21 protein-coding genes are annotated in these 24,753 nt (G+C 63.8%); 13 read left to right on the top strand and 8 right to left on the bottom strand.

The genetic code is table 11. The annotated features are described in order from the left end of the window. Positions 1-4: 4 nt before the first annotated feature. The 3 genes from QCE62_RS15915 to QCE62_RS15905 form a co-directional block, all read right to left on the bottom strand. Entirely contained in the window at positions 5-1,444 is a 1,440-nt protein-coding gene (locus QCE62_RS15915; protein WP_309920132.1) for an amino acid permease, read from the bottom strand. Positions 1,445-1,559: 115 nt separating this feature from the next. Further along, the gene (locus QCE62_RS15910) at positions 1,560-1,949 is read right to left on the bottom strand and encodes a nuclear transport factor 2 family protein (protein ID WP_309920130.1); all 390 of its coding nucleotides are present in this window, start codon (positions 1,947-1,949) and stop codon (positions 1,560-1,562) included. Between the two features lie 30 nt (positions 1,950-1,979). Next, the gene (locus tag QCE62_RS15905; protein ID WP_309922840.1) at positions 1,980-3,329 is read right to left on the bottom strand and encodes an FAD-dependent oxidoreductase; all 1,350 of its coding nucleotides are present in this window, start codon (positions 3,327-3,329) and stop codon (positions 1,980-1,982) included. Between the two features lie 320 nt (positions 3,330-3,649). On the opposite strand from QCE62_RS15905, the gene QCE62_RS15900 reads away from it, so the two are divergent. From QCE62_RS15900 to QCE62_RS15885, 4 genes are read left to right on the top strand one after another with little or no spacing between them, the layout of a single operon-like run. Continuing rightward, complete coding sequence (locus tag QCE62_RS15900; RefSeq protein ID WP_309811950.1) at positions 3,650-3,859, top strand: DUF3311 domain-containing protein; 210 nt, start codon at positions 3,650-3,652, stop codon at positions 3,857-3,859. 13 nt (positions 3,860-3,872) lie between these two features. Then, positions 3,873-5,276: a sodium:solute symporter family protein gene (locus QCE62_RS15895; RefSeq protein WP_309920127.1), complete on the top strand. Its 1,404-nt coding sequence runs from the start codon at positions 3,873-3,875 to the stop codon at positions 5,274-5,276. After that, positions 5,273-6,931, top strand: a complete 1,659-nt coding sequence (locus QCE62_RS15890; RefSeq protein ID WP_309920125.1) for an amidohydrolase — start codon at positions 5,273-5,275, stop codon at positions 6,929-6,931. Before QCE62_RS15895 ends, QCE62_RS15890 begins: the two co-directional genes overlap by 4 nt. Then, complete coding sequence (locus QCE62_RS15885; RefSeq protein WP_309920123.1) at positions 6,928-7,896, top strand: GTP-binding protein; 969 nt, start codon at positions 6,928-6,930, stop codon at positions 7,894-7,896. Before QCE62_RS15890 ends, QCE62_RS15885 begins: the two co-directional genes overlap by 4 nt. Here the strand turns inward: QCE62_RS15885 and QCE62_RS15880 are convergent. Both QCE62_RS15880 and QCE62_RS15875 read right to left on the bottom strand, forming a co-directional pair. Next, positions 7,819-9,564: a cobaltochelatase CobT-related protein gene (locus QCE62_RS15880; protein ID WP_309920120.1), complete on the bottom strand. Its 1,746-nt coding sequence runs from the start codon at positions 9,562-9,564 to the stop codon at positions 7,819-7,821. The two genes, QCE62_RS15885 and QCE62_RS15880, sit on opposite strands and share 78 nt — an antisense overlap. Next, positions 9,561-10,547: an AAA family ATPase gene (locus QCE62_RS15875; protein WP_309920117.1), complete on the bottom strand. Its 987-nt coding sequence runs from the start codon at positions 10,545-10,547 to the stop codon at positions 9,561-9,563. Before QCE62_RS15875 ends, QCE62_RS15880 begins: the two co-directional genes overlap by 4 nt. A 161-nt stretch (positions 10,548-10,708) precedes the next feature. Here QCE62_RS15875 and QCE62_RS15870 point away from each other — a divergent pair, with 161 nt between their 5' ends. From QCE62_RS15870 to QCE62_RS15835, 8 genes are all read left to right on the top strand, one after another. Then, positions 10,709-11,461 carry an IclR family transcriptional regulator gene (locus QCE62_RS15870; RefSeq protein ID WP_309811938.1) on the top strand — a complete coding sequence of 251 codons (753 nt, stop codon included), beginning with the start codon at positions 10,709-10,711 and terminating at the stop codon, positions 11,459-11,461. A gap of 115 nt (positions 11,462-11,576) precedes the next feature. Then, positions 11,577-12,425, top strand: a complete 849-nt coding sequence (locus QCE62_RS15865; protein WP_309920114.1) for an IclR family transcriptional regulator — start codon at positions 11,577-11,579, stop codon at positions 12,423-12,425. A gap of 205 nt (positions 12,426-12,630) precedes the next feature. Beyond that, complete coding sequence (xsc, locus tag QCE62_RS15860) at positions 12,631-14,472, top strand: sulfoacetaldehyde acetyltransferase (RefSeq protein WP_309920112.1); 1,842 nt, start codon at positions 12,631-12,633, stop codon at positions 14,470-14,472. 67 nt (positions 14,473-14,539) lie between these two features. Beyond that, positions 14,540-15,553: a phosphate acetyltransferase gene (gene pta / locus QCE62_RS15855; protein ID WP_309920109.1), complete on the top strand. Its 1,014-nt coding sequence runs from the start codon at positions 14,540-14,542 to the stop codon at positions 15,551-15,553. Between the two features lie 6 nt (positions 15,554-15,559). Continuing rightward, positions 15,560-16,390, top strand: coding sequence for an IclR family transcriptional regulator (locus QCE62_RS15850; protein ID WP_309920107.1), 831 nt, complete (start codon positions 15,560-15,562; stop codon positions 16,388-16,390). 219 nt (positions 16,391-16,609) lie between these two features. Next, on the top strand, positions 16,610-18,283 hold the full coding sequence (locus QCE62_RS15845; RefSeq protein WP_309920103.1) for a choline dehydrogenase: 1,674 nt from the start codon (positions 16,610-16,612) through the stop codon (positions 18,281-18,283). Positions 18,284-18,322: 39 nt separating this feature from the next. Then, entirely contained in the window at positions 18,323-19,636 is a 1,314-nt protein-coding gene (locus QCE62_RS15840; RefSeq protein WP_309920100.1) for an MFS transporter, read from the top strand. A gap of 130 nt (positions 19,637-19,766) precedes the next feature. Continuing rightward, positions 19,767-21,287, top strand: a complete 1,521-nt coding sequence (locus QCE62_RS15835) for a PLP-dependent aminotransferase family protein (protein WP_309920097.1) — start codon at positions 19,767-19,769, stop codon at positions 21,285-21,287. A 10-nt stretch (positions 21,288-21,297) separates the two neighbouring features. On the opposite strand, the gene QCE62_RS15830 is transcribed toward QCE62_RS15835, so the two are convergent. The 3 genes from QCE62_RS15830 to QCE62_RS15820 all read right to left on the bottom strand — a co-directional run bounded on the left by QCE62_RS15830 (position 21,298) and on the right by QCE62_RS15820 (position 23,788). Then, positions 21,298-21,831, bottom strand: coding sequence for a cytochrome b (locus QCE62_RS15830; protein WP_309920094.1), 534 nt, complete (start codon positions 21,829-21,831; stop codon positions 21,298-21,300). Beyond that, complete coding sequence (locus QCE62_RS15825; RefSeq protein ID WP_309920091.1) at positions 21,828-22,889, bottom strand: catalase family peroxidase; 1,062 nt, start codon at positions 22,887-22,889, stop codon at positions 21,828-21,830. Before QCE62_RS15825 ends, QCE62_RS15830 begins: the two co-directional genes overlap by 4 nt. Positions 22,890-23,488: 599 nt before the next feature. Further along, positions 23,489-23,788 (bottom strand): hypothetical protein, encoded by a 300-nt coding sequence (locus QCE62_RS15820; RefSeq protein ID WP_309922919.1) that lies wholly within the window; start codon positions 23,786-23,788, stop codon positions 23,489-23,491. Between the two features lie 67 nt (positions 23,789-23,855). On the opposite strand from QCE62_RS15820, the gene QCE62_RS15815 reads away from it, so the two are divergent. Then, positions 23,856-24,704: a lipopolysaccharide biosynthesis protein gene (locus tag QCE62_RS15815; protein WP_409017860.1), complete on the top strand. Its 849-nt coding sequence runs from the start codon at positions 23,856-23,858 to the stop codon at positions 24,702-24,704. Positions 24,705-24,753: the final 49 nt, after the last annotated feature.

Genomic DNA, 24,753 nt, shown 5'->3' with positions numbered 1-24,753 from the left:
CGGTTCAACGTTCGGCGGTTTGCAGATGCTGCGCTGCGTGCTCGTCGGCGTGCACCTCGACCTCGTTGCGGCCGCGCTTGAACACGAAGTACGCGACGATCAGGATGCCCAGACTCACGACGCCGAGCCACAGCGGCTTGCGTTGATCCGGGATGAACGCCATGGCGATGAGAATCGCGAGCATGCCGACGATGGCGAGCCAGGTGAGATAGGGAAATCCCCACATGCGCACGCGCAGGTCGTTCGCCTCGAAGCTCGTCATGCGGCTGCGCAGGCGCAGTTGCGAGAACGCGATCAGCAGGTACACGAAGATCGCGACCGTGCCATACGAGTTGACGAGGAACGCGAACACCGTATCCGGCGATACATACGACATCACCACCGATACATAGCCGAACACCGTGCCCAGCAGGATGGCGCGCGTCGGCACGCCGCGCTTGTTGACCTTCGCGAGTCCGAGCGGCGCATCGCCATGACGCGTCAGTGCGAACAGCATGCGCGACGCTGCGTACAGACCCGAATTCAGCGCCGACAGCACCGCCGTCAGCACGATGGCGTTCATCACGTTCGCGGCAGCGGGCATGCCCATGACCTTGAGCGCGCTGACATAGGGCGTGGCCATCTGATGCGAATTCCACGGCACCAGCGCGACCACCAGCGCCACCGACCCCACATAGAACACGAGCACACGCGTGATGACCGAATTGGTTGCCTTCGCAACTGCCTTGGCCGGCTCCTTCGCTTCCGCGGCTGCGATTGTCACGATCTCCGCGCCGAAGTAGAAGCCTGTCGCGGCCACCGCACCTGTCAGCACCGGTCCGATACCCTTCGGCATGAAGCCGCCGTGCCCGAGGAAGGTCGTGGCGACGTCGGTCGTATGCATCGAGGCGGGCCACAGGCCGCACACATAGAGGCCGCCGAGGAACAGGAACACGATGATCGCGCCGACCTTGATCGACGAGAACCAGAACTCGAACTCGCCATAGCTGCCGACCGAGATGAGATTGGTCAGCGTGAGCACGACCAGCAGCACGAGACTGATGATCCACGCGGGCACGTCGGGGATCCAGAACTGCACGAGCTTGGCCCCGGCCACCGCTTCCAGCGCGATCACGATGACCCAGAAGTACCAGTACATCCAGCCGGTAAGGAAGCCGGCCATCTTGCCGGGCCCGCGCTGCGTCCTGAAGGCGAGCCGCGCGTATTCATAGAACGAGCCGACGGCCGGCATCGCGCAGGCCATCTCGCCCAGCATGCGCATCACGAGCACCACGAGCACGCCCGTGATGAGAAAAGAAAGAATCGCGGCGGGTCCGGCCTGCTGGATCACCACGCCGCTGCCGACGAAAAGTCCGGCGCCAATGACGCCTCCCAACGCGATCATCGTCATGTGGCGCTGCTTGAGGCCACATTTGAGATCGCCCTTGTCCGTGCTCGATTGCATCTCGTCTCCTGATTTGCTGTGTTCTGCCTGAGTCAAATCCCGCCTCGCCGGCCGATACGTTGCCGGACGGTCGAGGCGTTTCCCTGCGTCACGCGATGCCGGTTTCCCTCATGCGTCAGAGGGCGGGGCGGTCCTTGCGGAAAGCGTTCTTCACCGCGATCTTGCCGCAGCTGAAGGTGAAGACATCCACCATGCGCGCCTCGATGCGCGAGCCGTCCGCCTTCGTGCCGCGAAACGTCGATTCCGACACGCCGCGCTCGCCGCTGACGAAATGCTCGCCTTCCTTCCACGAGGCATCGGGGCAGGTTTCCCAGGCGAGCGTGAAGCCCTTGCGCACTTCGTCGCGACCGCTGAAGGTGCGGCCCAGCACGTCGGGGCCGGCCACGCCGTGAAACTCGCAGCGCTCGGCCATGCAGTCCATCAGCGCGTCGATGTCGTGGCGGTTCCAGGCATCGTTGAAGGTCTCCAGCAGGCGAAGATAGTCGTGATTCGTCTCAGTGCTCATGTATCGCTCTTGTCCATAGGTTCGAAAGGGTTAGCGCTTCTCGTCCTGCGCCAGGTACTTGTGATACAGAAAGCGTTGCCCGACCCGGCGGAACGGCGCAAAGCCCTTCCAGCGCACCATGTTCAGCACGTTCGGGTATTCGAGCGCGGATTCGTAGATCGGCAGGGAATCGCGGCTGTGCTGCCACTTGCCGGCGACGCGCTCCGCGAGGCGGCGCCCCGCGTGCGCCGAGAACGACACGCCGTTGCCGCCATAGCCGACCGCATAGAACAGGCTCTGCTGCGGATCGGGCTGCGCGACGCGCGGCATCATGTCGTGGCTCACGTCCACCCAGCCCCACCACGAATAATCGACACGTATGCCGCGCAAGGCCGGGAACTTGCGATGCAGCCCTTCCACGAGCACCTCCATGTGCCGGGGATTGGCGGCGTCGGCGCCGGTGATGGCGCTGCGGCTGCCGATCTGCAAGCGGTCGTCCGGCAACAGGCGGTAGTAGAAGCGCAGGGTGCGGGTATCGGTGATGACTTCGCGCGTCCTGAAGCGGGTTGCCTCGAGTTCCTGCCTCGTCAGCGGGCGCGTGACCAGCGAGTTCGACAGGATCGGCATGATCTTCGCGTTCAACGCGCGATGCATGTCGTTGCGCGTATAGCCGCCGGTCGCGAACGCCACGGCCTTGGCGCGGATCACACCGCGCGGCGTGCGCACGTGATGCACGCCGCGAATCGTCTGAACGTCCAGCACCGGCGTGCCCGGATGCACCTTCACGCCCAGCGAGCGCGCCATGCGCAGGTAACCGAACGCCAGTTTGAGCGGATGCACGCCGATGCCGTCCGGTTCATGCAGCGCACCGCAGCTTTCCTGGTCGTCGACGTAGGATTGCGCCACTTCCTGTGCGTTGAGCATGCGTGCGTCGTAGCCGAAGACATCGCGCATCACCTTGCATTCGTTGCTGAGAAACTCGAGCTTGCGCTCGCGATGCGCGATATACAGATGGCCGCCCGGCTGCGGATCGCAAGCGAATTCGCTCACCAGCTTGCGGAAGGTGTCGAAGCCTTCGCGGATCTCCGCATCGAGCTTCAGCGCTGTCTGCTTGCCCCAGCGCTCGATCCACTGCGAACGGTAGAGCCGCCCGCTCGCGTTCTGGCCTTGCCCGCCATTGCGGCTCGTGCAGCCCCACGCGGTGAGGTTCGCATCGACGACGGTGGCGCGGATGCCATGCTCACGCGCAAGGAACAGCGCCGTGGACAGTCCGGTGAAGCCGGCGCCGACGATCAGCACGTCCACGTCTGCATCGCCGGGCAAGGGTCCGTCGTCCCCGGGCGGCGTGCCCGCCGTGGCGACCCAGTAGGTGGGCGCATAGTCCATGGCCTCGCGCTTCATCGGCGAGACGAGCGGGTCGTAGAGTGGATCGTATGGGGCGCACGCGCCACCCTGGGCCGGCGCAACGAATTCGAGAGTAGCCACCGATAACTCCTTGGAAAGTGGCTTCATGTTGCCCCGAACCCCGTGCGCGGCTTAGTGCCAGCCAAAAACCTTCGTTGGTGCCAGGGGACGGGCCGGACAGCGGGCTTGCTGGACCTAGCGATTGCCCTGCTCTGGCACTACGGCCAGCCATTTTTGTCTGGTCATACTGCACCGAATTCCTTTCTCTTCCGCGCGATGCAAGCCCTGCGCGGGCCAATGATCATACGGAGTAGACCATGCTCAAAGTCTTGATCGGACTCGGTTTGCCGTTTGTCGGCGTGATCGGCATGCTGCCGTGGGCGGCATCGAACGATATTTATGTGTTCGGCATTCCGTTTATTTATGCGTGGATTTTCGGCTGGTTCATAGCCACCTCGGTCTGCCTGCAACTCTGCTGGGTCCTGTTCGACAAAAAAACGGAACGGCGCGAAGCGCGCGGCGCATAAGGAGAAAACCGACATGGCTTCCACCGTATTTCTCGGCTTCATCGCGCTCTCCATCTGGCTCGCCTTGCGTGCAGGCAAGGGACGCGGTGGCCAAAGCGTGCATGACTTCTTCGTCGCGTCACGGCAGTTCGGCGCGTGGCTGGTGTTCTTTCTCGCTGCGGGCGAGATCTACAGCATCGGCACGATGGTGGGCTTTCCCGGCGGCATCTACGCCAAGGGACCGACTTATGGCGTCTGGTTTCTGGGCTACATCCTGCTTGCCTACCCGATCGGCTATTTCATCGGCCCGAAGATCTGGGAAGCGGGCCAGCGCCACAACGCCATCACGCTGCCCGATCTCTTCAAGGGCCACTTCAGCAGCCGTGCGCTCGAACTGATCGTCGCCGTTTCATCGCTCGTGTTCCTGCTGCCCTGGGGACAGCTGCAATTCACGGGTCTCGTCGCGGCATTGAAAGGGCTGGGATGGAACCTGAACCCGGTCTTTCTCATCATGATCTCGGCGCTGCTCGCGTTCACGTACATCGCCATCGCGGGCGTGCGGGCGTCGGCGTACATTGCGATTCTCAAAGACCTGCTGATGGTGGCCGCCATCGTCATCACGGGTCTGGCCGTGGCATGGGAAGCCGGCGTCGAACCCGTGTTCAGGGCCGCCAGCCAGCATGTGTCGAATGCGATGAACGCGCATCAGCTGACCTTCTCCATGAGCACCATGCTGTTCCAGTCGCTCGGCTTCTATGTCATGCCCTTCGCGATTCAGAACTTCTTCACCGCGAAGAGCAGCAACACCATTCGCCGCTCGCAAGTGGTCATGCCCCTGTACATGCTGATGTACCCGTTTCTCGTGGTGGCGTCGTACTACGCGATTGCGCAGAACGTGCCGCTCGGCTCGCCGAACGAAGCGTTCTTCACCGCGGTCGTGCATCTGCTGCCGTCGTGGCTCGTCGGACTGGTTGCGGCGGGCGCTTCTCTGTCGGGCCTGCTCGTGCTCGCGGGCATCTGTCTCGCCATCGGCCCGGTGGTCACGCGCAATCTGCTGCCCAACATGCCCGAGACGCGCCAGAAGGCGAGCGCCAAGGTGGTGATCGGTTTGTATCTGCTGCTGTCCATCGGCATGACGCTCGCAACGCCGAACCTGATGCTCACGCTGATCAACATGACCTACTACGGCGTCACGCAGTTCTTTCCCGGCGTGATCGCGATCATCTTCGGCCTGCGGGTCGGCGCGCGCGCGATTGCGTCAGGCATGCTCGTGGGACAGGTGCTCGCGGTCGTCCTGTATGTGCTGCATGTCGATATCGCGGGCCTGAATCTCGGCCTCATCTGCCTGGCCGTCAACGTGCTGGTCGTGTTCCTCGCGAATCCGAGCGCAGGCCGCAAGCACGTCCACGCCGATCTGATCCACTCGAACGACTCATGACCCAAAACTCAATCGATAGCCAGGCGGTGAAGGTGTTCGCCGCCCGCAAGATCCTGACCATGAATCCGCGCCAGCCGGTCGCGACGCACGTTGCGATCCGCGAGGGCAGGATTCTCTCGGTCGGCACGCTGGACGAGATCCGCCAGTGGACCGACGCCGAACCCGACACGACCTTCGCCGACAAGGTGCTCATGCCAGGTCTCGTCGAAGGCCATTCGCACCTGATGGAAGGCGCGATGTGGAGCGCTGTCTATGTCGGCTACTACGAGCGGCGCGGTCCCGACGGCACGCGCTGGCCGGGCCTGCAATCGCTCGATGCGGTGATCGCGCGCTTGCAGGAAGCGGAGCGCGCGCTGGACAGCACGGACGCGCCGCTGCTCGCCTGGGGCTTCGATCCGATCTTCTTCGGCAGCGAGCGGCTGACCGTGACGCAGCTCGACAGGGTATCGGCCACGCGGCCCGTCGCTGTCCTGCATGCAAGCGTGCATCTGATGAACGTGAATTCGCCGATGCTCGCACTCGCGGGCATCGACGAAGACACCGATGTCGACGGCATCGTGAAGGACGGCGAAGGCCGCCCGACCGGCGAACTGCAGGAGTTCGCGGCCATGTTCCCGGTGTATCGCGTGATCGGGCCGAAGCTCTCGATCTCCGCGAGCGACAATCCTGAAGCGATCCGCGCCTTCGGCAAGGTCGCGCAGCTCGCGGGCGTGACCACCGCCACCGACCTGCTCAACGACCTCTCCGACACGGGCATGCGCAATCTCGTCGAAGTGACGCGCGACGCGCGCTTCCCGATCCGCCTGGTGCCCGCGTTCGGTCCGCAGCGTAATCCGGAAGGCGGCCCGGACCGTGTGCTCGAAGCGATCAGGCTCAATGCGGACAAGCTGCGTTTCGGTCCGGTGAAATTCATCGTCGATGGTTCGATACAAGGCTATACCGCGCGCCTGCGCTGGCCGGGTTATGTGAACGGCCATGCCAACGGCCTGTGGCTGATTCCGCCCGAGCAGTTTGTCGAGACCTTCCTGCCCTATCATCTCGCCGGCCTGCAACTGCATATCCACACGAACGGCGACGAGGCCACCGAGCTCGTGCTCGATGCCATCGAGACCATTCTCGCGCGGCATCCGCGCCCGGATCATCGGCATACGCTGCAGCATTGCCAGATGGCCGATGCGCGGCAACTCGCGCGCGCCGCGCGTCTCGGCATGTGCGTAAATTTTTTCTCGAACCATATCTACTACTGGGGCGACGCGCATTACGCGCAGACCATGGGCGCCGATCGTGCGAACCGCATGAACGCGGCCGCCACGGCTCAATCGCTCGGCATCACGTTCGGCATGCATTCAGATGCCCCGATCACGCAGCTCAACCCGCTCTTCACGGCGTGGTGCGCAGTGCAGCGCAAGACCGCCTCGGGCCGCGTGCTGGGCGAGACGGAATGCTTGAGCGTGCCTGACGCGTTGCGCGCGATCACACTCGGCGCGGCGCATACCATCGGCATGGATGATGCGATCGGCAGCATCGAGGTGGGCAAGTTCGCGGACTTCGCGGTGCTCGATGAAGATCCGCACGAGGTGCCTGCCGAACGTCTCGGTCAGTTGCGTGTGTGGGGCACGATTCTCGGCGGACGTGTGTTCGAGGCGCCGGCATGAAGCCGCCCATTCCGCTGGCCGTCATCGGCGGCTATCTCGGCGCGGGCAAGACCACGTTGATCAACGCGCTGCTGACCAACACCGAAGGCCGCCGCGTCACGGTGCTGGTCAACGATTTCGGCGCGATCAACATCGACGCCGCTTTGATCCGCGAGCGCAGCGACGACGTCATCGGACTGGAGAACGGCTGCATATGCTGTTCGATCGGCGGCAAGCTGATGGAGACCTTGATCGAGATCAGCGCGCGCGAGACGCGGCCTGATCTGCTCGTGATCGAAGCGAGCGGCGTGTCGGACCCGTTGCGCATCGCGCAGGTCGGCATGCTGGATCGTGCGTTTCGTCTGCAAGGCATCGTGGTGGCCGTGGATGCGCAGCGTATCGATGAAACGCTGGCCAATGCGTATGTGGGCGAGATGGCGCGGCGGCAGATCGAGACGGCGACGGCCATCGTGCTGACCAAGACCGATCTGCTCGACGATGATAACGCGCGACGAGCGCGAGCACGGGTGCAGGAGATAGCGCACACGTGCATCGTGTTCGACGGCGATCAGGGCAAGGTACCGGGCACGCTGTTTTTCAGCGATACGGCGGCGTCGGCTCCGCTTGGACTTTCGCGATCCATCGTGCCTCTGCATCAACTTGCGGCTGGCTTGCGGAGCGTGATGTTCCATTCGAACGAGCGCTTCGACAAGCGCAAGCTCAAGGCCGCGTGCCTGTCTTTCTCAAACAAGCTATTGCGCGCCAAGGGCTTCGCCCGCCTCGACGACGGCTCGTGCATCGAGCTTCATGTCGTCGGCGCGCGCTGGCATGCCACGCCATGCCGCGACGTCGCGCATACGGAGATCGTCTTCATCGGCATGATCGACGACAATGACATACAGCGCGCGCTAGCTGCTGCTCCTGCGGCGCGCGCCGAGCCAGCCTGCGAGCTTCGCGAAGAGTGTCATGTCGGGCGGCACGGATAGATCCACGCCGAAGCTGTGCCGATAGTACGGGCTCAGATCGAGTCCGACACCGAGCCCCAGCACCTCCACACCCTGAAACGCCTCATGACGCTCGACCACTTCGCGCAGGTGCTGGTCGAGATAGTGGGCGTCGTTCGCTTGCGCGGTCGCGCTGTCCATCGGGCTGCCATCCGACACGACGACCAGGATGCGCCGCGGCTCGTTACGCGCGAGCAAGCGCCCGCACGCCCAGTCCACCGCTTCTCCGTCGATGCCTTCGCGAAACAGATCCGCCTTGAACAGCGCGGCGATGTCACCGCGCGCGGCACGCCATCCCGCATCGGCTTCCTTGAAGATCATGTGGCACGCTTCGTTGAGCCGTCCCGGCGTGGGTGGACGTCCTTGCGCCAGCCAGTCCAGCTTCGCGCGCCCGCCGTTCCATGCGCCCGTGGTGAAGCCCAGCACTTCAGTGGTGACGCCTGCCATGCCGAGCGCACGCACGAGCACGTCGATCATCACCGCGACCGGTTCGATACTCGCCTTCATCGAACCCGAGCAGTCGATCAGGAAGCTCACCGCGCAATCCGCCGTGGGCGTGTCGCGTTCGCGCCTGAACACGCGTCGCTCAGCCGGTGACGCGATCACCTGCGCCAGACGCCTTCCGTCGATGCGCCCTTCCTCTTCGCCGAACGACCAGCCGTCGCGATGCGGCACGGCAATGGCCGCCTGCAACATGCGCGCGAGGCGTGCAACGTTGATGTGGCGTGCGGCGATGAGGTCGTCGAGACGCTCGCGGTATTCGCGCAGCAACGCGGCGCGGATCAGCGCGGCGGGATGGATCGTCTTGTCGTAACGCGTCGTGAAGATGCGATAGCCGTCGCCCGACGCATCGCGCGCGCTGCTGGCGCCGCTTGCGGCAAGCGCGAGCCGTTCCGCCTCGCCCTCTTCGTCGTCGATGTCGAACCAGGTGCCGAGCATCGTGCGCGCGGCGTCTTCCTCGGTGTCGTCGGTTGAAGCGTGATACTCGACGAAGGCGTGACGCACGTCGCGCACCATCTCGCCGATGCGGTTCGCAATGGCAAGCGCATGGTTCGCATAGGCGCGCTGATCGGCGCAGTCACGCCGCAATCCCGCCAATGCCACGCCGAGCAGGGGCGCGAGCGCCGCACGCGTCGCCTCTATCAGCCCTTCGGTCTGTTCGACCACCGCTTGGCCTGAGAGACGCGACTCGGCAATTTGCGCGACCGTATAGATCAGCAGACCGATATCGCTGTCCAGCAAGCCGCCCTTGTAGCACGCCAGCGACCACGTTTCGAAGCGATGCCGCACGTTGCGCCGCACGCCCGCCATGCCGTCCGGCACGCGCGCTTCACAGCGCAGTTGTTCGAGCAGGTCGAAGACCATGCGGGCGACCGGTTCTTCCGGTGCGAGGCTGTCGTGCAACGCCGCATCCGAATACACGATGCGCAGCGCCGATGCATCCGCCGCGCCGCGCGTGGAATCGAGATCGTCCGCTTCCCTGCCTTCGCCACGCAGATGCGGTGCGTGCAGCGCGACCGGCCGCAGATGCCTGAACAGACGTCCGCCGCGATAGTGCAGCGTGCCGTCGCCGGTCAGCGCGCGCACGGTCGCCGCGCACAGCGCGTCGCGCCGCGTAAGTTCGCGAGCGTCGTTTCGCACGGCGTTCATTTGCTGCGCTCGTCGTGCCACTGCGACGGCGTTTCCAGTTCCTCGCCGAACGCGCGCTGAAAATATTCCGCGACAACCGGCCGTTCCGCTTCGTCGCATTTGTTCAGGAAAGTGAGACGCAACGCGAGCTTCACGTCGTGAAACAGCTCGCAGTTCTCCGCCCAGTTGATGACGGTGCGCGGCGACATCAGGGTGGACAGGTCGCCGGCCTGGAAGCCGCGCCGCGTCAGCCCCGCCATGCTCACCATCGATGCGACGAGCGCGCGCCCACGGTCGTTTTCGAGTTGCGGCACGCGCGCGAGCACGATGCGCGTTTCTTCCTCGCGCGACAGATAGTCGAGCGTCGCGACCACGTTCCAGCGGTCAATCTGCGCATGGTTGAGCATCTGGGTGCCGTGATACATCCCGTTCAGGTTTCCGAGACCCACGGTATTCGTTGTCGCGAACAGACGAAAAAAAGGATGCGGCTGGATCACGCGATTCTGATCGAGCAGCGTGAAGCTGCCCTCGCGTTCCAGAATTCGCTGGATCACGAACATCACGTCGGGACGGCCCGCGTCGTATTCGTCGAAGACCAGCGCCACGGGCCGCTGCAACGCCCAGGGCACGATGCCTTCCTGAAACTCGGTGACCTGCACGTCATCGCGGACCACGATTGCATCCTTGCCGACCAGATCGAGCCGGCTTACGTGACCGTCGAGATTGACGCGCATGCACGGCCAGTTGAGGCGCGCCGCGACTTGTTCGATATGCGTGGACTTGCCCGTGCCGTGCAGGCCTTGCACCATGACGCGCCGGTTGAACGCGAATCCCGCAAGAATCGCAAGCGTGACCTCGGGATTGAACCGGTACGCATGATCGATTTCCGGAACATGCGGATCACGGCCGCTGAACGCGGGCACCAGCAGGTCCGAATCGATGCCGAACAGCGCGCGCACCGGCACGCGCTGATCCGGTTCTTCCATCCACGTGTCGCGCATCATGATGCCTGCCTCCGTGCTTGCCGCCGTTTTCGAGCGACCATCTTAGCTTCAATTGTTTTTCGGAACAAATCATTTCGTTTATTTGTATCCATTCGGCCGATGGCGGCGGGACTGAGGCCCCATTTACAATAATGTCGAACGAAATCAAACGGAAAACGCCGATGGACAAGCCCGACACGCCCACGCTGCGCGCCTTCGCGCTGCTCGAATATCTCGTGCAGGCGGGCAATCCCGTGTCGCTCACGGACATGGCCGAGGACATGGGCATGCCCAAGCCTTCGCTGCATCGCATGCTGGCTTCGCTGGAGGCGGGCGGTCTGGTGATCCGCGAGCCGGGCGACCGCAATGCCTATGTCGTGGGCCCGCGTCTGGCGCAGCTGGGTCTGAGCGTGATGACGCACGCGGGTGCACGGCGGCTGCGCCACGCCATTCTCACGCGGCTCGTTGCCGATCTCGGCGAAACCTGCAATCTCACGATGCTGCACGAGAACGAGGTGCTGTATCTGGACCGCGTCGAGGCCCCCTGGCCGCTGCGGCTGGACCTCAGGCCGGGATCGCACGTGCCGGTGTGGTGCAGCGCCAGCGGCAAGCTGCTGCTCGCCATGCTGCCGCGCGAGGAGCGCAACGCGCTGGTGCGTGCGATGAAACTCGAGCGCTTCACGGCCAACACCATCACGGATACCGAGATGCTCGAAGCGGAACTCGATCGCACCGCAAGGAAGGGCGTCGCAATCGACAACGAGGAATTCGTGCAGGGCATCGTGTGCGCGGCGGCGCCCATCGTCGACACATATGGCTCGTGTATCGCGGCTATCGCGGTCCATGCGCCGGTCTCGCGCTCGCCGCTTTCGCGTGTGCTGGAGATGCTGCCGCGCCTGAAGGAAGCCGCCGAGGACCTGAAGAAGACGTTCTGATAGCGTCGAAGTTCAAAATAAAAACGCAACTGTACGTTCCGAAAAATGTAGCGCGCGACGCCCGAACCCGCGTAGAGTACCCGTAATCCGAAACCATTCGTTCCGATTCCGGTTCATGCGCGACGTCACTCATCTCGATCCCGCCGACCTCGCCGGCGACGAAGCACGGACGCTTCGTCCGCTTGCGGTGCTCGAACAACTCGCCTCCGCTGGCCAGCCATACACGCTGTCCCAGCTTGCCGCCCGCGTGCGGATTCCCAAAGCCACGCTGCTGCGCCTCGTCGAGGCGCTGGAATCGCAGGGCTACGTGACCCACATGCCCGATTCGCGCGGCACCGACCGCGGCATCGCGCTCGGTCCGCGCGCCGCCCAGCTCGCACTGGCGACGCTCGCCAACAACTCGTTCACGCGCGGGTGCCGTTCGCTGCTGCGCTCGCTCGTCGACGTGATCGGCGAGAGTTGCAACCTCACCGCGCTGGACGGGGATACCGTGCTCTATATCGAGCGCGTCGAAACGCCCGAGCCGCTGCGTCTGCACATGCAGGCCGGCATGCGCGTGCCGCTGCATTGCACGGCCAGCGGCAAGCTGTTCCTGTCGCACATGACGCTTGCCGAACGCCGCCAGATACTCAGCCGCCTCACGCTGACACGAAGAACGCATCGCACGCTCACGGACCCGGCGTTGCTCGAGGCCGAACTCGACCGGCTCGCCGCGCGGGGCCTCGGTATCGACAACGAGGAATTCGTGCTTGGCATGGTGGCCGTGGCGGTGCCCATCACGGACGCTGCCACGGGTCGCGTATTGGCGTGCCTCGCCGCCCATGCGCCGACCGCGCGCGCCAATCTCAACGATCTGCTGAAAGCCGTGCCGCAACTCCGCGTGACGGCCGAGAAGCTGGCGACGCTGATCGATACGTCCGAAGGTCTGACGCTCATGGCGCGGCAGCGCCAGGCTGCGCGCTAGCCGATTCCGCGCCCTGCAGAACCCCGCCGCACAACGCGCGCGGCGCCGGATGCATTTATTCGTCGCAGCGCGTTATAATTTTTTTAGAGACGATTCATTCCATTTATTTGAAAAACCGGTTGACGTCCTGATCGACCAGTCCTACGATGTCTCCACGATACACATTCCGGAACCAAACGTTCCGTTTTTCATTCGGAGACATCTCATGAGCGAGCACGACCAAGCCCGTCCTTCCAAGACCACCGCCGCAGCAACCGCGGCCCCGAGCGGTCCGCAGGCGATGACCCCCTCGGAAGCCTTCGTCGAAACGCTCGCTGCCAACGGCGTGACGGAAATGTTCGGCATCATGGGATCGGCCTTCATGGACGCGATGGACATCTTCGCGCCGGCCGGCATCCGCCTGATTCCGGTCGTGCACGAGCAAGGCGCCGGTCACATGGCCGATGGCTATTCCCGCGTGTCGGGCCGCCACGGCGTCGTGATCGGCCAGAACGGGCCGGGCATCAGCAACTGCGTGACGGCCATCGCGGCGGCCTACTGGGCGCACAGCCCGGTCGTGATCGTTACGCCGGAAGCCGGAACGATGGGTATCGGTCTCGGCGGCTTCCAGGAAGCCAAGCAACTGCCGATGTTCCAGGAATTCACCAAGTACCAGGGCCACGTGACGCATCCGGCACGCATGGCCGAATACACCGCGCGCTGCTTCGATCGCGCGATGTCCGAGATGGGACCGACCCAGCTCAACATTCCGCGTGACTACTTCTATGGCGAGGTCAAGGTCGAGATTCCGAAGCCGCAGCGCCTCGATCGCGGTCCCGGCGGCGACCAGAGCCTCAACGAAGCGGCGGATCTGCTCGCCGAAGCCAAGTTCCCGGTCATCATCTCGGGCGGCGGCGTGGTGATGTCCGACGCCATCGAGGAATGCAAGGCGCTCGCGGAGCGCCTCGGCGCACCGGTGGTGAACAGCTACCTGCACAACGACTCGTTCCCCGCGAAGCATCCGCTGTGGTGCGGCCCGCTCGGCTATCAAGGATCGAAGGCCGCGATGAAGCTGCTGAGCCAGGCCGATGTCGTGATCGCGCTGGGCTCGCGACTGGGACCGTTCGGCACGCTGCCGCAGCACGGTCTCGATTACTGGCCGAAGGAAGCGAAGGTCATCCAGATCGATGCGGACCACAAGATGCTCGGCCTCGTGAAGAAGATTTCGGTCGGCATCTGCGGCGATGCCAAGGCCAGCGCCATTGCGCTCACGCAGCGCCTCGCGGACCGCAAGCTCGCCTCGGACGCGACGAAGGAAGCCCGCGCGAAGACCATCGCCGATGAAAAGGCCGCCTGGGAGAAGGAACTCGACGAGTGGACCCATGAACGCGACGCCTACAGCCTCGACATGATCGAGGAGCAGAAGGGCGAGAAGCCGTTCAGCGGCGGCCAGTTCCTGCATCCGCGCCAGGTGCTGCGCGAACTCGAGAAGGCGATGCCGGATGACGTGATGGTCTCGACCGACATCGGCAACATCAACTCGGTGGCCAACAGCTATCTGCGCTTCAATCAGCCGCGCAGCTTCTTCGCGGCGATGAGCTGGGGCAACTGCGGTTATGCGTTCCCCACGATCATCGGTGCGAAGGTTGCGGCGCCGCATCGTCCGGCCGTGTCGTATGCAGGCGATGGCGCATGGGGCATGAGCCTGATGGAAACCATGACCTGCGTGCGCCATAACATTCCGGTGACGGCCGTGGTGTTCCATAACCGCCAGTGGGGCGCGGAGAAGAAGAATCAGGTGGACTTCTACAACCGCCGCTTCGTCGCGGGCGAGCTCGACAACCAGAGCTTCGCCGAGATCGCGAAGGCGATGGGCGCGGAAGGCATCGTCGTCGACAAGCTGGAGGATGTGGGCCCGGCGCTCAAGAAGGCTATCGATCTGCAGATGAATCACGGCAAGACGACGATCATCGAGATCATGTGTACGCGTGAACTCGGCGACCCGTTCCGTCGCGACGCGCTCTCCAAGCCGGTGCGCATGCTCGACAAGTACAAGGACTACGTCTAAGTCCCGCGTCACGCCGCTCCGCGCCCACGGGGCGGCGTTTTTCCTTTGCATCTCACCGAGCGCCCCCATGAAAGCCATGCATCGCATCATCGATCAGGCTCGCGACCTGCCGATGCGCATCGTGCTCTCCGAAGCCGAGGACCCGCGCGTGTTGCAGGCCGCGCAGCGCGCGCATCGGGAAGGCATCGCGCGCATCGTGCTGGTCGGTGCGAGATCGCGTGCGCATCAGGTCGCCGATGAAGCGAACCTCGATCTCGACGGCATCGAGTTGATCGATCCGCGCGAATCGCCACTGACGCAGCGCTTTGCTGAAACGTTGTTCGCCTTGCGCGAAAAGAAAGGCATGACGGCCGATGCGGCGCGCGCCGCCGTGCTCGATCCGCTGTGCTTCGCCAACCTGATGGTACGGCTGGGCGAAGCGGACGGCTCCGTGGCGGGCGCGGTCAACACGACCGCCGACGTGGTGCGCAATGCCATCCAGATCATCGGCGTGCGGCCTTCCTTCAAGCTCGTGTCGAGCTTCTTCCTGATGATGCTGTGCGAGCCCTTCCATACGATGAAAGGCGGCCTGATCTTCTCGGACTGCGCGCTCGTCGTGCAGCCGGACGCCGGGCAGCTCGCCGAAATCGCCATGGCCGCCGCCGACAGCGCGCGCAGCCTGCTGATGGAAGACCCGCGCGTCGCGATGTTGTCGTTCTCCACCAGCGGCAGCGCGCATCATGCGGCCGTGGACAAGGTCATCGAGGCGACCCGGCGTGTGCAGGAAGCGCGCCCCGGCCTCGCCATCGACGGCGACGTGCAGCTCGATGCCGCGATCGTCGCCGAGATCGCCATGCGCAAGGTGCACCACTCGCGCGTCGAGGGACATGCGAACACGCTGATCTTCCCGAGCCTCGAAGCGGGCAACATCGGCTACAAGCTGGCTGAACGGATTGGCGGCGCGAGGGCCATCGGTCCGCTGCTGCAAGGGCTTGCGAAACCCGCCAACGACCTCTCGCGCGGCTGCAGCGCCGACGACATCTATTACGTGATCGCGGTCACCTGCGTGCAGGCGCAGGCCGCGCGGCACGCGACGACGTGAGGCCGCATGGATATCCGAGTCGACACCGCCACGCCCGGCCTGACTGAAGCGGCGGAGAGCGCCGCGCTCAACGACACCCACCCCCACGCGCGCGCCGAGACGCCGACGCTGCGCGCCTTCAGCGTGCTCGAACATCTCGTCGCCGCACGCGGCGCGCTGTCGCTTGCGGACCTGGCGAATGCGCTCGACCAACCCAAGGCTTCGCTGCACCGCATGTTGCAATCGCTGGAAGCGGGCGGCTTCGTTGCGCGCGAGCCGGGCCAGAAGAACGCGTATGTGGTCGGGCCGCGGCTCGAACAACTGGGCGTCGATGTGATGATGCACAGCGGCGCGCGCCGCCAGCGTCACGCGATCCTCCAACGTCTCGTCGCCGATCTCGGCGAGACCTGCAACCTGAGCATGCTGCACGACACGGAAGTGCTCTATCTCGACCGCTGCGAGTCCACCTGGGCGCTGCGGCTCGAACTCAAGCCCGGCTCACATGTGCCCGCGCATTGCAGCGCGAGCGGCAAGCTGCTGCTCGCCACGATGCCGCGTGAAGAACGCGCCGCGCTCATTCGCGCGATGCGGCTGGAACGCTTCACGCCCAACACCCTCGACGAACCCAATCTGCTCGAAGCCGAACTGGATCGCATCGCCCATAAAGGCATCGCCGTGGATAACGAGGAGTTCGTGCCGGGCATCGCCTGCGTGGCCGTGCCGGTGCTCGATTCGCGCGGCAAGAGCATCGCCGCGATCGCGGTGCATGGACCCGTGTCGCGCATGAGCCTGGCGCGCGCACTCACTTTCGTGCCGCGTCTGCGGGAAGCAGCAAGCGAGCTGTCCGCTACTTTCTGATGCGCCGCATCAGCGTTTTTTTTCGGAATTCCAGGCATTAAAAAACGGCTCCGGGAGAACCCGAAGAGCCTCATTTTTTTGAATCGGATTTGGCACTTTCCGTTTCACTTTCGCGTTCTCGCGCGCTTTTCTCTTGGCATCGTCCGCAGCTTCTTCCACATTGAACGTACAGGAAACGAAACGCTTCGTTCCAGAAGAAGACTCCAGGAGACAAGTCTCATGCAGCAGGAAGTCGATTACGTCATCGTCGGAGCGGGCTCGGCAGGCTGCGTCCTCGCCAATCGCCTGAGCGCCGATCCGTCCAACACCGTGCTGTTGCTCGAAGCCGGCGGACCCGATGCGAATCCGTGGATTCATATTCCCGTCGGCTACTTCAAGACGATGCACAACCCCGAACTGGACTGGTGCTACCGCACCGAGCCGGACCAGGCGGTTGCCGGGCGCAGCATCGACTGGCCGCGCGGCAAGGTGCTGGGCGGATGCAGTTCGCTGAACGGCCTGCTGTATGTGCGCGGCCAGCGCGAGGACTATGACCGCTGGGCGGAGCTCGGCAACGCAGGCTGGAGCTATCGCGACGTCCTGCCCTATTTCAGGAAATCGGAAGATCAGGAGCACGGCGCGAACGAATATCACGGCGTGGGCGGCCCGCTGAAGGTCTCGGACCTGCGCCTGCGCCGTCCCATCGCCGATCACTTCATCGCGGCGGCGCAGGAGACAGGCATCCCCTTCAACGACGACTACAACGGCGCCACTCAGGAAGGCGTCGGCTACTTCCAGCAGACGGCCTACAAGGGCTTGCGCTGGAGCACGGCGAAAGGCTTTCTCAAGCCCGTGCGCGACCGGCGGAACCTGATCGTCCAGACGCGGGCGCAAACCCGCAAGGTGCTCTTCAAAGGCCGCGAGGCGGTCGGCATCGAATATATGCATGAGGGCGCCGTGAAGACGGTACGCGCGCGCGTCGAGGTGATCCTCGCGGCCGGGGCCATCGGTACGCCGCAGATCCTGCAGAACTCGGGCGTCGGTCCCACCGATGTCCTGGACCGCGCCGGCGTACAGGTACGTCATGCGCTGCCGGGCGTGGGCCGGAACCTGCAGGATCATCTGCAAGTGCGGCTCGTCTTCAAGACCCGCGAGCGCACCCTGAACGACGAAGTCAACAACCCGCTGAAGAAAGCGCTCATCGGTCTGCAATATGCGATCTCGCGCACCGGTCCGCTGACGCTCGCAGCCAGTCAGGTCGTGATCTTCACGCGCACGTCGCCCGATCTCACACGTCCCGACATCCAGTTCCACATGCAGCCGCTTTCCGCCGACAAACCCGGCGAAGGCGCGCATCCGTTCTCGGCGTTCACGTCGTCGGTGTGTCAGTTGCGGCCTTTTAGCCGAGGCAGCGTCGAGATCCGTTCGAACGATCCGCTGCAATATCCGGCCATCCATGCCAACTACCTGTCCGACGAACGCGATCATCCGGTGGTCATCGGCGGCATCAAGGTGGCGCGCCGGATCGCCGCCGCGCCTGCGCTTGCCAAACATATCGTGTCGGAATTCATCCCCGGCGCGGCCTATCAGACCGATGCCGACCTGCTCGAAGTCGCGCGCAAGTTCAGCCAGTCCATCTATCACCCGGCGGGCACCTGCAAGATGGGCAGCGACGCGCAGGCGGTAGTGGACGAACGTCTGAAGGTGCGCGGCATGGGCCGGCTGCGCGTGGTGGATGCGTCGATCATGCCGGAGCTCGTATCGGGCAACACGAATGCGCCCGTCATCATGATCGCCGAGAAGGCAGCCGACATGATTCTCGAAGACCAGCGTTATCAGCGCGTCACGCACGTGGAGGAAGCACCCGGCGGCGTCATCGAGACGCCCATGGCCCATGCAGGACAGAGAGACTGAACACAAGTCTCGAACACACGCAGACATACGGAGACAACCATGAATGCACTGCCCCGAACCGATGGCAAGCAGATGAGGAAAGTCGTCGTCGCCAGTCTCATCGGCGCGACGATCGAGTGGTACGACTTCTTTCTATACGGTGTCGTTGCCGGCATCGTCTTCAACAAGCTGTACTTCCCGAGCGGCGATCCGCTCATCTCGACGATGCTCGCCTATGGCACCTTTGCGGTCGGCTTCCTGAGCCGTCCGCTGGGCGGCGTGATCTTCGGGCACTTCGGCGACCGCATCGGCAGAAAGAGCATGCTGGTGATGACGCTGTCGATCATGGGCGTCGCGACCGTGCTGATCGGCATGGTGCCCACGTATGCGCAGATCGGCATCTGGGCGCCTACACTGCTTCTGCTTCTGCGCGTGCTGCAAGGCATCGGGCTCGGCGGCGAATGGGGCGGCGCGGTGCTGATGGCCTTCGAATATGCGCCCGAAAACAAGCGCGGCTTCTATGCGAGCATTCCGCAGATCGGTCTCGCGCTTGGCCTGTGCATTTCGTCCGGCGTGGTCGCGCTGCTCTCGCTCACGCTCACCGATGCGCAGTTCCTCGCATGGGGCTGGCGTCTTGCGTTCTTCCTGTCGTTCGCGCTCGTTCTGATCGGCATGTATATCCGCCTGAACGTCATGGAGACGCCGGAGTTCGCACGCATCCAGAAGACCGGTGGCGAAGCACGCATGCCGATTCTCGAAGTGCTCACGAAGTATCCGGGCAACACGCTTGCCGGCATGGGCGCACGTTTCATCGACGGTGTGTTCTTCAACGTGTTCGGTGTGTTCTCGATCTCGTATCTCACCGGCACGCTGCATCTTGCGCGGACGGATGCGCTGCTCGGCGTGATGGTCGCCGCCTTCGTGATGATCTTCACAATACCGCTTTTCGGACGGCTTTCGGATCGCGTGGGCCGAGCGCGCATCTACTTCTGGGGCTCGCTTGCCACCGGGTTGTCCGCCTTCCTCGGCTTCTGGCTGATGAAGAACAGCGGCGGCAATACGATGATCGCGTGGCTGGCCGTGGTGATCCCGCTCGGGGTCGTCTATGCCTCGATCTACGGGCCCGAGGCCGCGCTCTTCTCTGAACTGTTCGACGCCAACGTGCGCTACTCGGGCATCTCCTTCGTCTATCAGTTCTCGGGCATCTTCGCGAGCGGCATCAGCCCGATCATCGCGACGTGGCTCCTGCAACGCAACGGCGGCGACCCGTGGATGATCGCCGGCTACTGCCTCGCGGCGGGCATCGTGAGCGCGCTGTCGGCGGCATGGGTCGGTTTGCGGCAACGCCGTTCGCTCGCCTTCTCCGTGAGCTGAGCGCGCTTCTTCGAACGGTTCGCAGCCGCCGCGCCGATCCTCCGGCGCGGCGGCTTTTTTCACCCGCTGGCCAAGCGTGCAAGGCGCACGTAAGATCGCTGCATCACCATGACTTTGCAGGAGACAGGCAATGCCCACCCGCCCGACCGCCACGCTTTGGGCGCAGCTCTTCGAGCGTTCACGGGTCTCGGGAATGAGCCTGCAGAACCAGATCCGCCAGATGATCGTCAATGCGATCCTGAGCGGACACATTGCGCCCGACAGCGCCCTGCCATCGAGCCGCGAGCTTGCGGATCAACTGAACGTGTCGCGCAATACGGTCGTGCTCGCTTATCAGCAGCTGATCGAGGAAGGTTATCTCGTCTCGCGTGAACGCAGCGGCCACTTCGTCAATCCCGCAACCGAAGAACTGCAACGCGGCTTCACCGCCACGGGCATGCGCGCGACGACGCCCGCCGTGGAGACCCAGCACGGTCATCCGGACTGGAGCGCGCGCATCCGGCATGCGCCTTCCAATCAACGCAACATCGTCAAGCCGTCGAACTGGCAGAGCTACGAATATCCCTTCATTTACGGGCAATTCGATACCGAGCTCTTCCCCACCAGCGACTGGCGCGAGAGCTGCATGCACGGCCTCTCGGTGCTGGAGATACGCAACTGGGCGCCGGATCTCATCGAGCGCGACGATGAAACGCTCGTCGAGCAGATCCGCACACGCGTGCTGCCGAGACGTGGCGTGTTCGCGATGCCGGATGAGATCGTCGTGACCAACGGCTGTCAGCAGGCGTTGTATCTGATCGCCGACCTGATGTGCGGACCGCAGACCAAGGTGGGCATGGAGAACCCCGGTTATCCCGATGCGCGCAACATCTTCCAGCATCGCAACGCGCAGATCGTGCCGCTTGCGGTGGATGACGATGGCGCCGTCATCGACGACGAAGAGCTGATGGCGTCATGCGACTACGTGTGTGTCACGCCGAGCCACCAGTGCCCCACCACCGCGACCATGCCGATCGAAAGGCGGCGCGCGTTGCTGGATCTGTCGGTGCGGCATGATTTCATCATCATCGAAGACGATTACGAAAGCGAGAACACCTTCTCGGGCACACCGCATCCGGCACTGAAGAGCCTCGATACGGCGGAGCGCGTGGTGTATATCGGCTCGCTGTCGAAGACTTTTGCGCCGGGGTTGCGTCTGGGTTATATCGTCGCGCCGCGCGCCTTGATCCGCGAATTGCGCGCACTGCGCCGGCTGATGATCCGACATCCCGCTGCGTATATTCAGCGCGCGTTCGCCACGTTCCTCGCGCTGGGTCATCACGACACCCTGCTGCGCAAGCTCGCGCCGGTCTACAAGGAACGCGCCGAGGTGCTGATGCGCGCGCTCGCCACGCATCTTCCCGAATTGCGCGCGTCGAAGATAACGGGCGGCGCGTCGTGCTGGGTCGAAGGTCCGCCCTGGCTCGATGCCACGCGCCTCGCAAAAGACGCGCTGGCGCTGGGCGTGCTGATCGAACCGGGCAACGTCTTCTTCGCCGATCTCGCCGATGGTCAGCGTTGCTTCCGCATGGGCTTCTCGGCGATTCGCGCGGAACTGATCGAGCCCGGCGTGCGTGCGCTGGCCGAAGTGGTCAAGCAGCAGAAGCCGTGATGCGCGCGGCTTACTTCCATGGCGCCATCGCGTGAAAGACGCCGTCGCGCCGCACGAGCGCATGGAACAGCGCGGCCGCCAGATGCACGACGATCAACGCAAAGAAGCACAGGGCCAGAAAGCGATGCGCGTTCCACAGCAGCGTATGCAATGAATTGCTATGCGGCAGCAGCGACGGAATGCGCATGCCCGCCACGACGACCGGATAATCCGCCGCCGACAACATGCCATAACCCAGCAGCGGCAACGCGATCATCAGCGCATAGAACACGTAGTGCGAGAGCTTGGCCGCGAGTTTCATCGGCATGGGCATGTCGGCGGGCAAAGGCGGCGCGCCGCGCGTGATGCGCACCACCAGGCGGATCAGCGCGAGGATCAGTATCGTGACGCCGAGCGGCTTGTGGATGGAAACGAGCGTCAGATACTCGGGCTTCACCGTCGACACCATGCCGACGCCGATGAACAGCATCGCGAGGATGCAGATCGCCATGACCCAGTGCAAGGCGCGTTGCAGCGGCGAGAACCGCTCGTTGATCGCGTTCATTGCCGGGCTCCTTCGGCGGGCGTGTGCGGATAGTCCTTGTCTTCGGCGGTGCGCCGGTTGAACGAGACCGAGTACGCAGCCGAGCGCGCGGCCGGGAAAGGATCGTCGGACACGTGCATGCCCGCGGGCAGCACGGTGGGATCGAAGTTGAGATCGCGGCATGGACCGTCGGGCTCGGGTTCGATCTGCTTCACGACGAGCGTGCCCACTTCCACCGTGTGGCGGTCTTCAGGCCAGGCCTTGCTCGGGTCCGCCGTGGGATCGCCGGGATTCGCGACGGTCACGACCAAGGCCCAGCGTTGCGGCGCGCTCTGCACGCGTTGGGTGATCTCGGCATCGAGGAAGTTGGCGCCCTTCTCCTTGAGCTGTGCCGCGCTGATGTTCTCGACCTTGGCCGCCGGAACGAAGGACCAGCGCACGACCTGATCCTGTCCGTCCGCATTCGAGAACACGAAGCTGTTGAGACTGTTGAAGCGCTCCTCCGCATAGGAGGACGTCCAGGGCGCGCTGCCTGCCCACGCGCCGAACGCCGCGATCTCGGGATGCGCGGCGGAAAACTTCTGCATCGATTGGGGATCGGCCTTGTTCGCGAGTGCGAGTTGCAGCGCGTAGAAGGCTTGCGGCGTGGCGACTGGAAAGACGGGCGCATCGATCATCGCAGAACGCCATTCGCTGCCATCCGGCGTGACGATGCGCAAGCCGAGACCACGCACGCGCGCCATGGCATCCGAGGCCTTCGGGTCGGGCGTCGCGAGATTGAAGCGTCCTGTGACGGCGTAGGTGCCCGGCGCGAACATCTTGGCTTTGGAGAGCGTTGCGCCCGAGCCATTGGATTCGAAGTCGCCGGTGAAGCAGATGCCTTTCGCGTGATTGCGCCTGAAGCCAGGCACCGCGCCGCCGGGAGGCGCAAGGCTGCCGACTATCTTCGCGGGCGTCAGGCGCTTCGGCGACAGCCAGCCTGCCGTGTACGCGAAGGCCGCGACCAGCACGGCCACGACGGCCGCGATAAGAATCAGCGAAGGCACTGCGGAGCGTGGGGATGCGTTCTTGTCGGTCATCGAAGTCTCACGAGATCTACGATTCGGCAGCAGGGGTAATCTAGCAGCGTCAGGCAAATCGTGCCAGAGACGTCTGAAAATCGCAGTTATCCATCCTCTACGTGGACGGTATGCCGTTCGCTCGCGCTTTCTCGCTGATGTTCTCGACAGGCAGCCTCGCGCTTGGCCCCAATGCTTTGCTCATATAAATAGCCGGATCGAGTAATAACGCCTTAAAAATGTTTCAGCGGTTACTACTTTCCTACCGAAACCGCGTTTACATTCTTACGATGAGAAAGTAATCTTGGCTCCGTCGCAGGCAATCCGGAAAGTATTGAATTCTCCGCCGAGCAATTCGGCAATTAAAACCTTATAGATCATCAGTTCCGAGCCAGCGTTGCTGGCTTCGTTTCGCCGTTCCTTCAAGTCGTGAACATGTGCGGGCAGTGTGCCCCGGGCTTCGCCATGCTCGCGTCCTTTCGTTCCATCGTGAAAAGACTGCACCGCGGAGTGCATTGGAAACGCTCGCCTGTACGCCGCATCCGCGCAACAGCGCACTCGTCGCGATGAACCGGATAACGTCAGTACGTCGCCATCAATATGAATAATAAAAGTTCGAATCACCTTGCCGTCGCAATGAAAGCAGCGTCACTCGCGAGCACGCTGACCATGAGCTTGCTGCTCGCGGCCTGCGGCGGCGGTGGCGGCGGTGGCAGCACTGCCGGCGATACCGCATCCAGCATCGCCGCCACTTCCAGCGCTACGCCCGCTTCATCGGCCAGCATGACCAGCGCGGTCAGCACAAGCGCCGCGGCTTCTGCGGACATCGCGGGCAGCACATCGAGCAACACACCGAGCAACACCGCGGCCGCAACTTCGAACCCCGTCACGCCATCCACGGCCGCTGCATCGACCGCCAAGCCCATCTTCTACGGCGTCAACGGCCATAACAACGAAGGCGGCGCCTACGACATCTCCAGCCCCGCCTTGCAGCTCTCACAACTGCAGAGTCTCGGCGCGAGGCTCTATCGCAACGAGGTCTATAACCAGGCGAGCGCAAACAAGCTGGCCGGCATTGCGAAGACCATGGCCGCCGGCGGAGTCACCGTCTTCCCGATTCTTCTGTCCGGCATCGACTACAACAGCGAAAGCGACGCCTACAACGCCGGCTATACGCTCGGCAAACTGACGGCAAGCGCCTACCGTTACGCGTACTACGAGGTTGGCAACGAGCTGGGCGCGGATGCGCTCACGGGTAATGTGGACGGCGTCTATCCGCAGCACTTCGACAACACGAAGTTCCAGAAGGCGCGCGGCGTGATTCGCGGGATGATCGACGGGATTCGCTCGGTGGACTCAAGCGGCAAGATCGTCATGGGCGGCGGCGCGTGGATGCATTACGGCTTCGACCAGATGCTTGCCAGCGGCACGCAGCCCGACGGCTCCGGCGGCCATCCCGTGCTGAGCTGGGACATCACGGCATGGCACTGGTATTCGGACCAGGGCGACATCACGCATGCCTGCGGCGGCACGGGCTGCCATGATGTGCTCGCCGCACTTCAGCAACTCGGCAAGCCCATCTGGCTGACGGAATTCGGCGTACGCCCGGAATACGGCAACGATGACCAGATCGCCGCGTATCTGGTCGGCGGCACGATGATGGCGCAGTTCGCCGCGGTGGCGTCGAAGTACAACCTGCAAGCCATTCAGGCTTATCAGCTCTATGACGATCCGGACGGCGGCGAAGGCGCATACGGTCTTCTGAAGAACGACGGCAAGACGCAGAAGGCCAGCTACTCGGCATACCAGCGCTTTGTGGCAAACAACCCGCGCTGACCGGCGATCCCGCGAAACATTGACAGACGGTCCGCCCCCCCTTCAGACT

The sequence above is a fragment of the Caballeronia sp. LZ033 genome (assembly GCF_031451265.1).
In the GTDB taxonomy this organism is placed as follows: Bacteria; Pseudomonadota; Gammaproteobacteria; order Burkholderiales; family Burkholderiaceae; genus Caballeronia.
The sequence above is the reverse complement of the archived record's forward strand: the minus strand, read 5'-3'. Positions and strand labels throughout refer to the sequence as shown.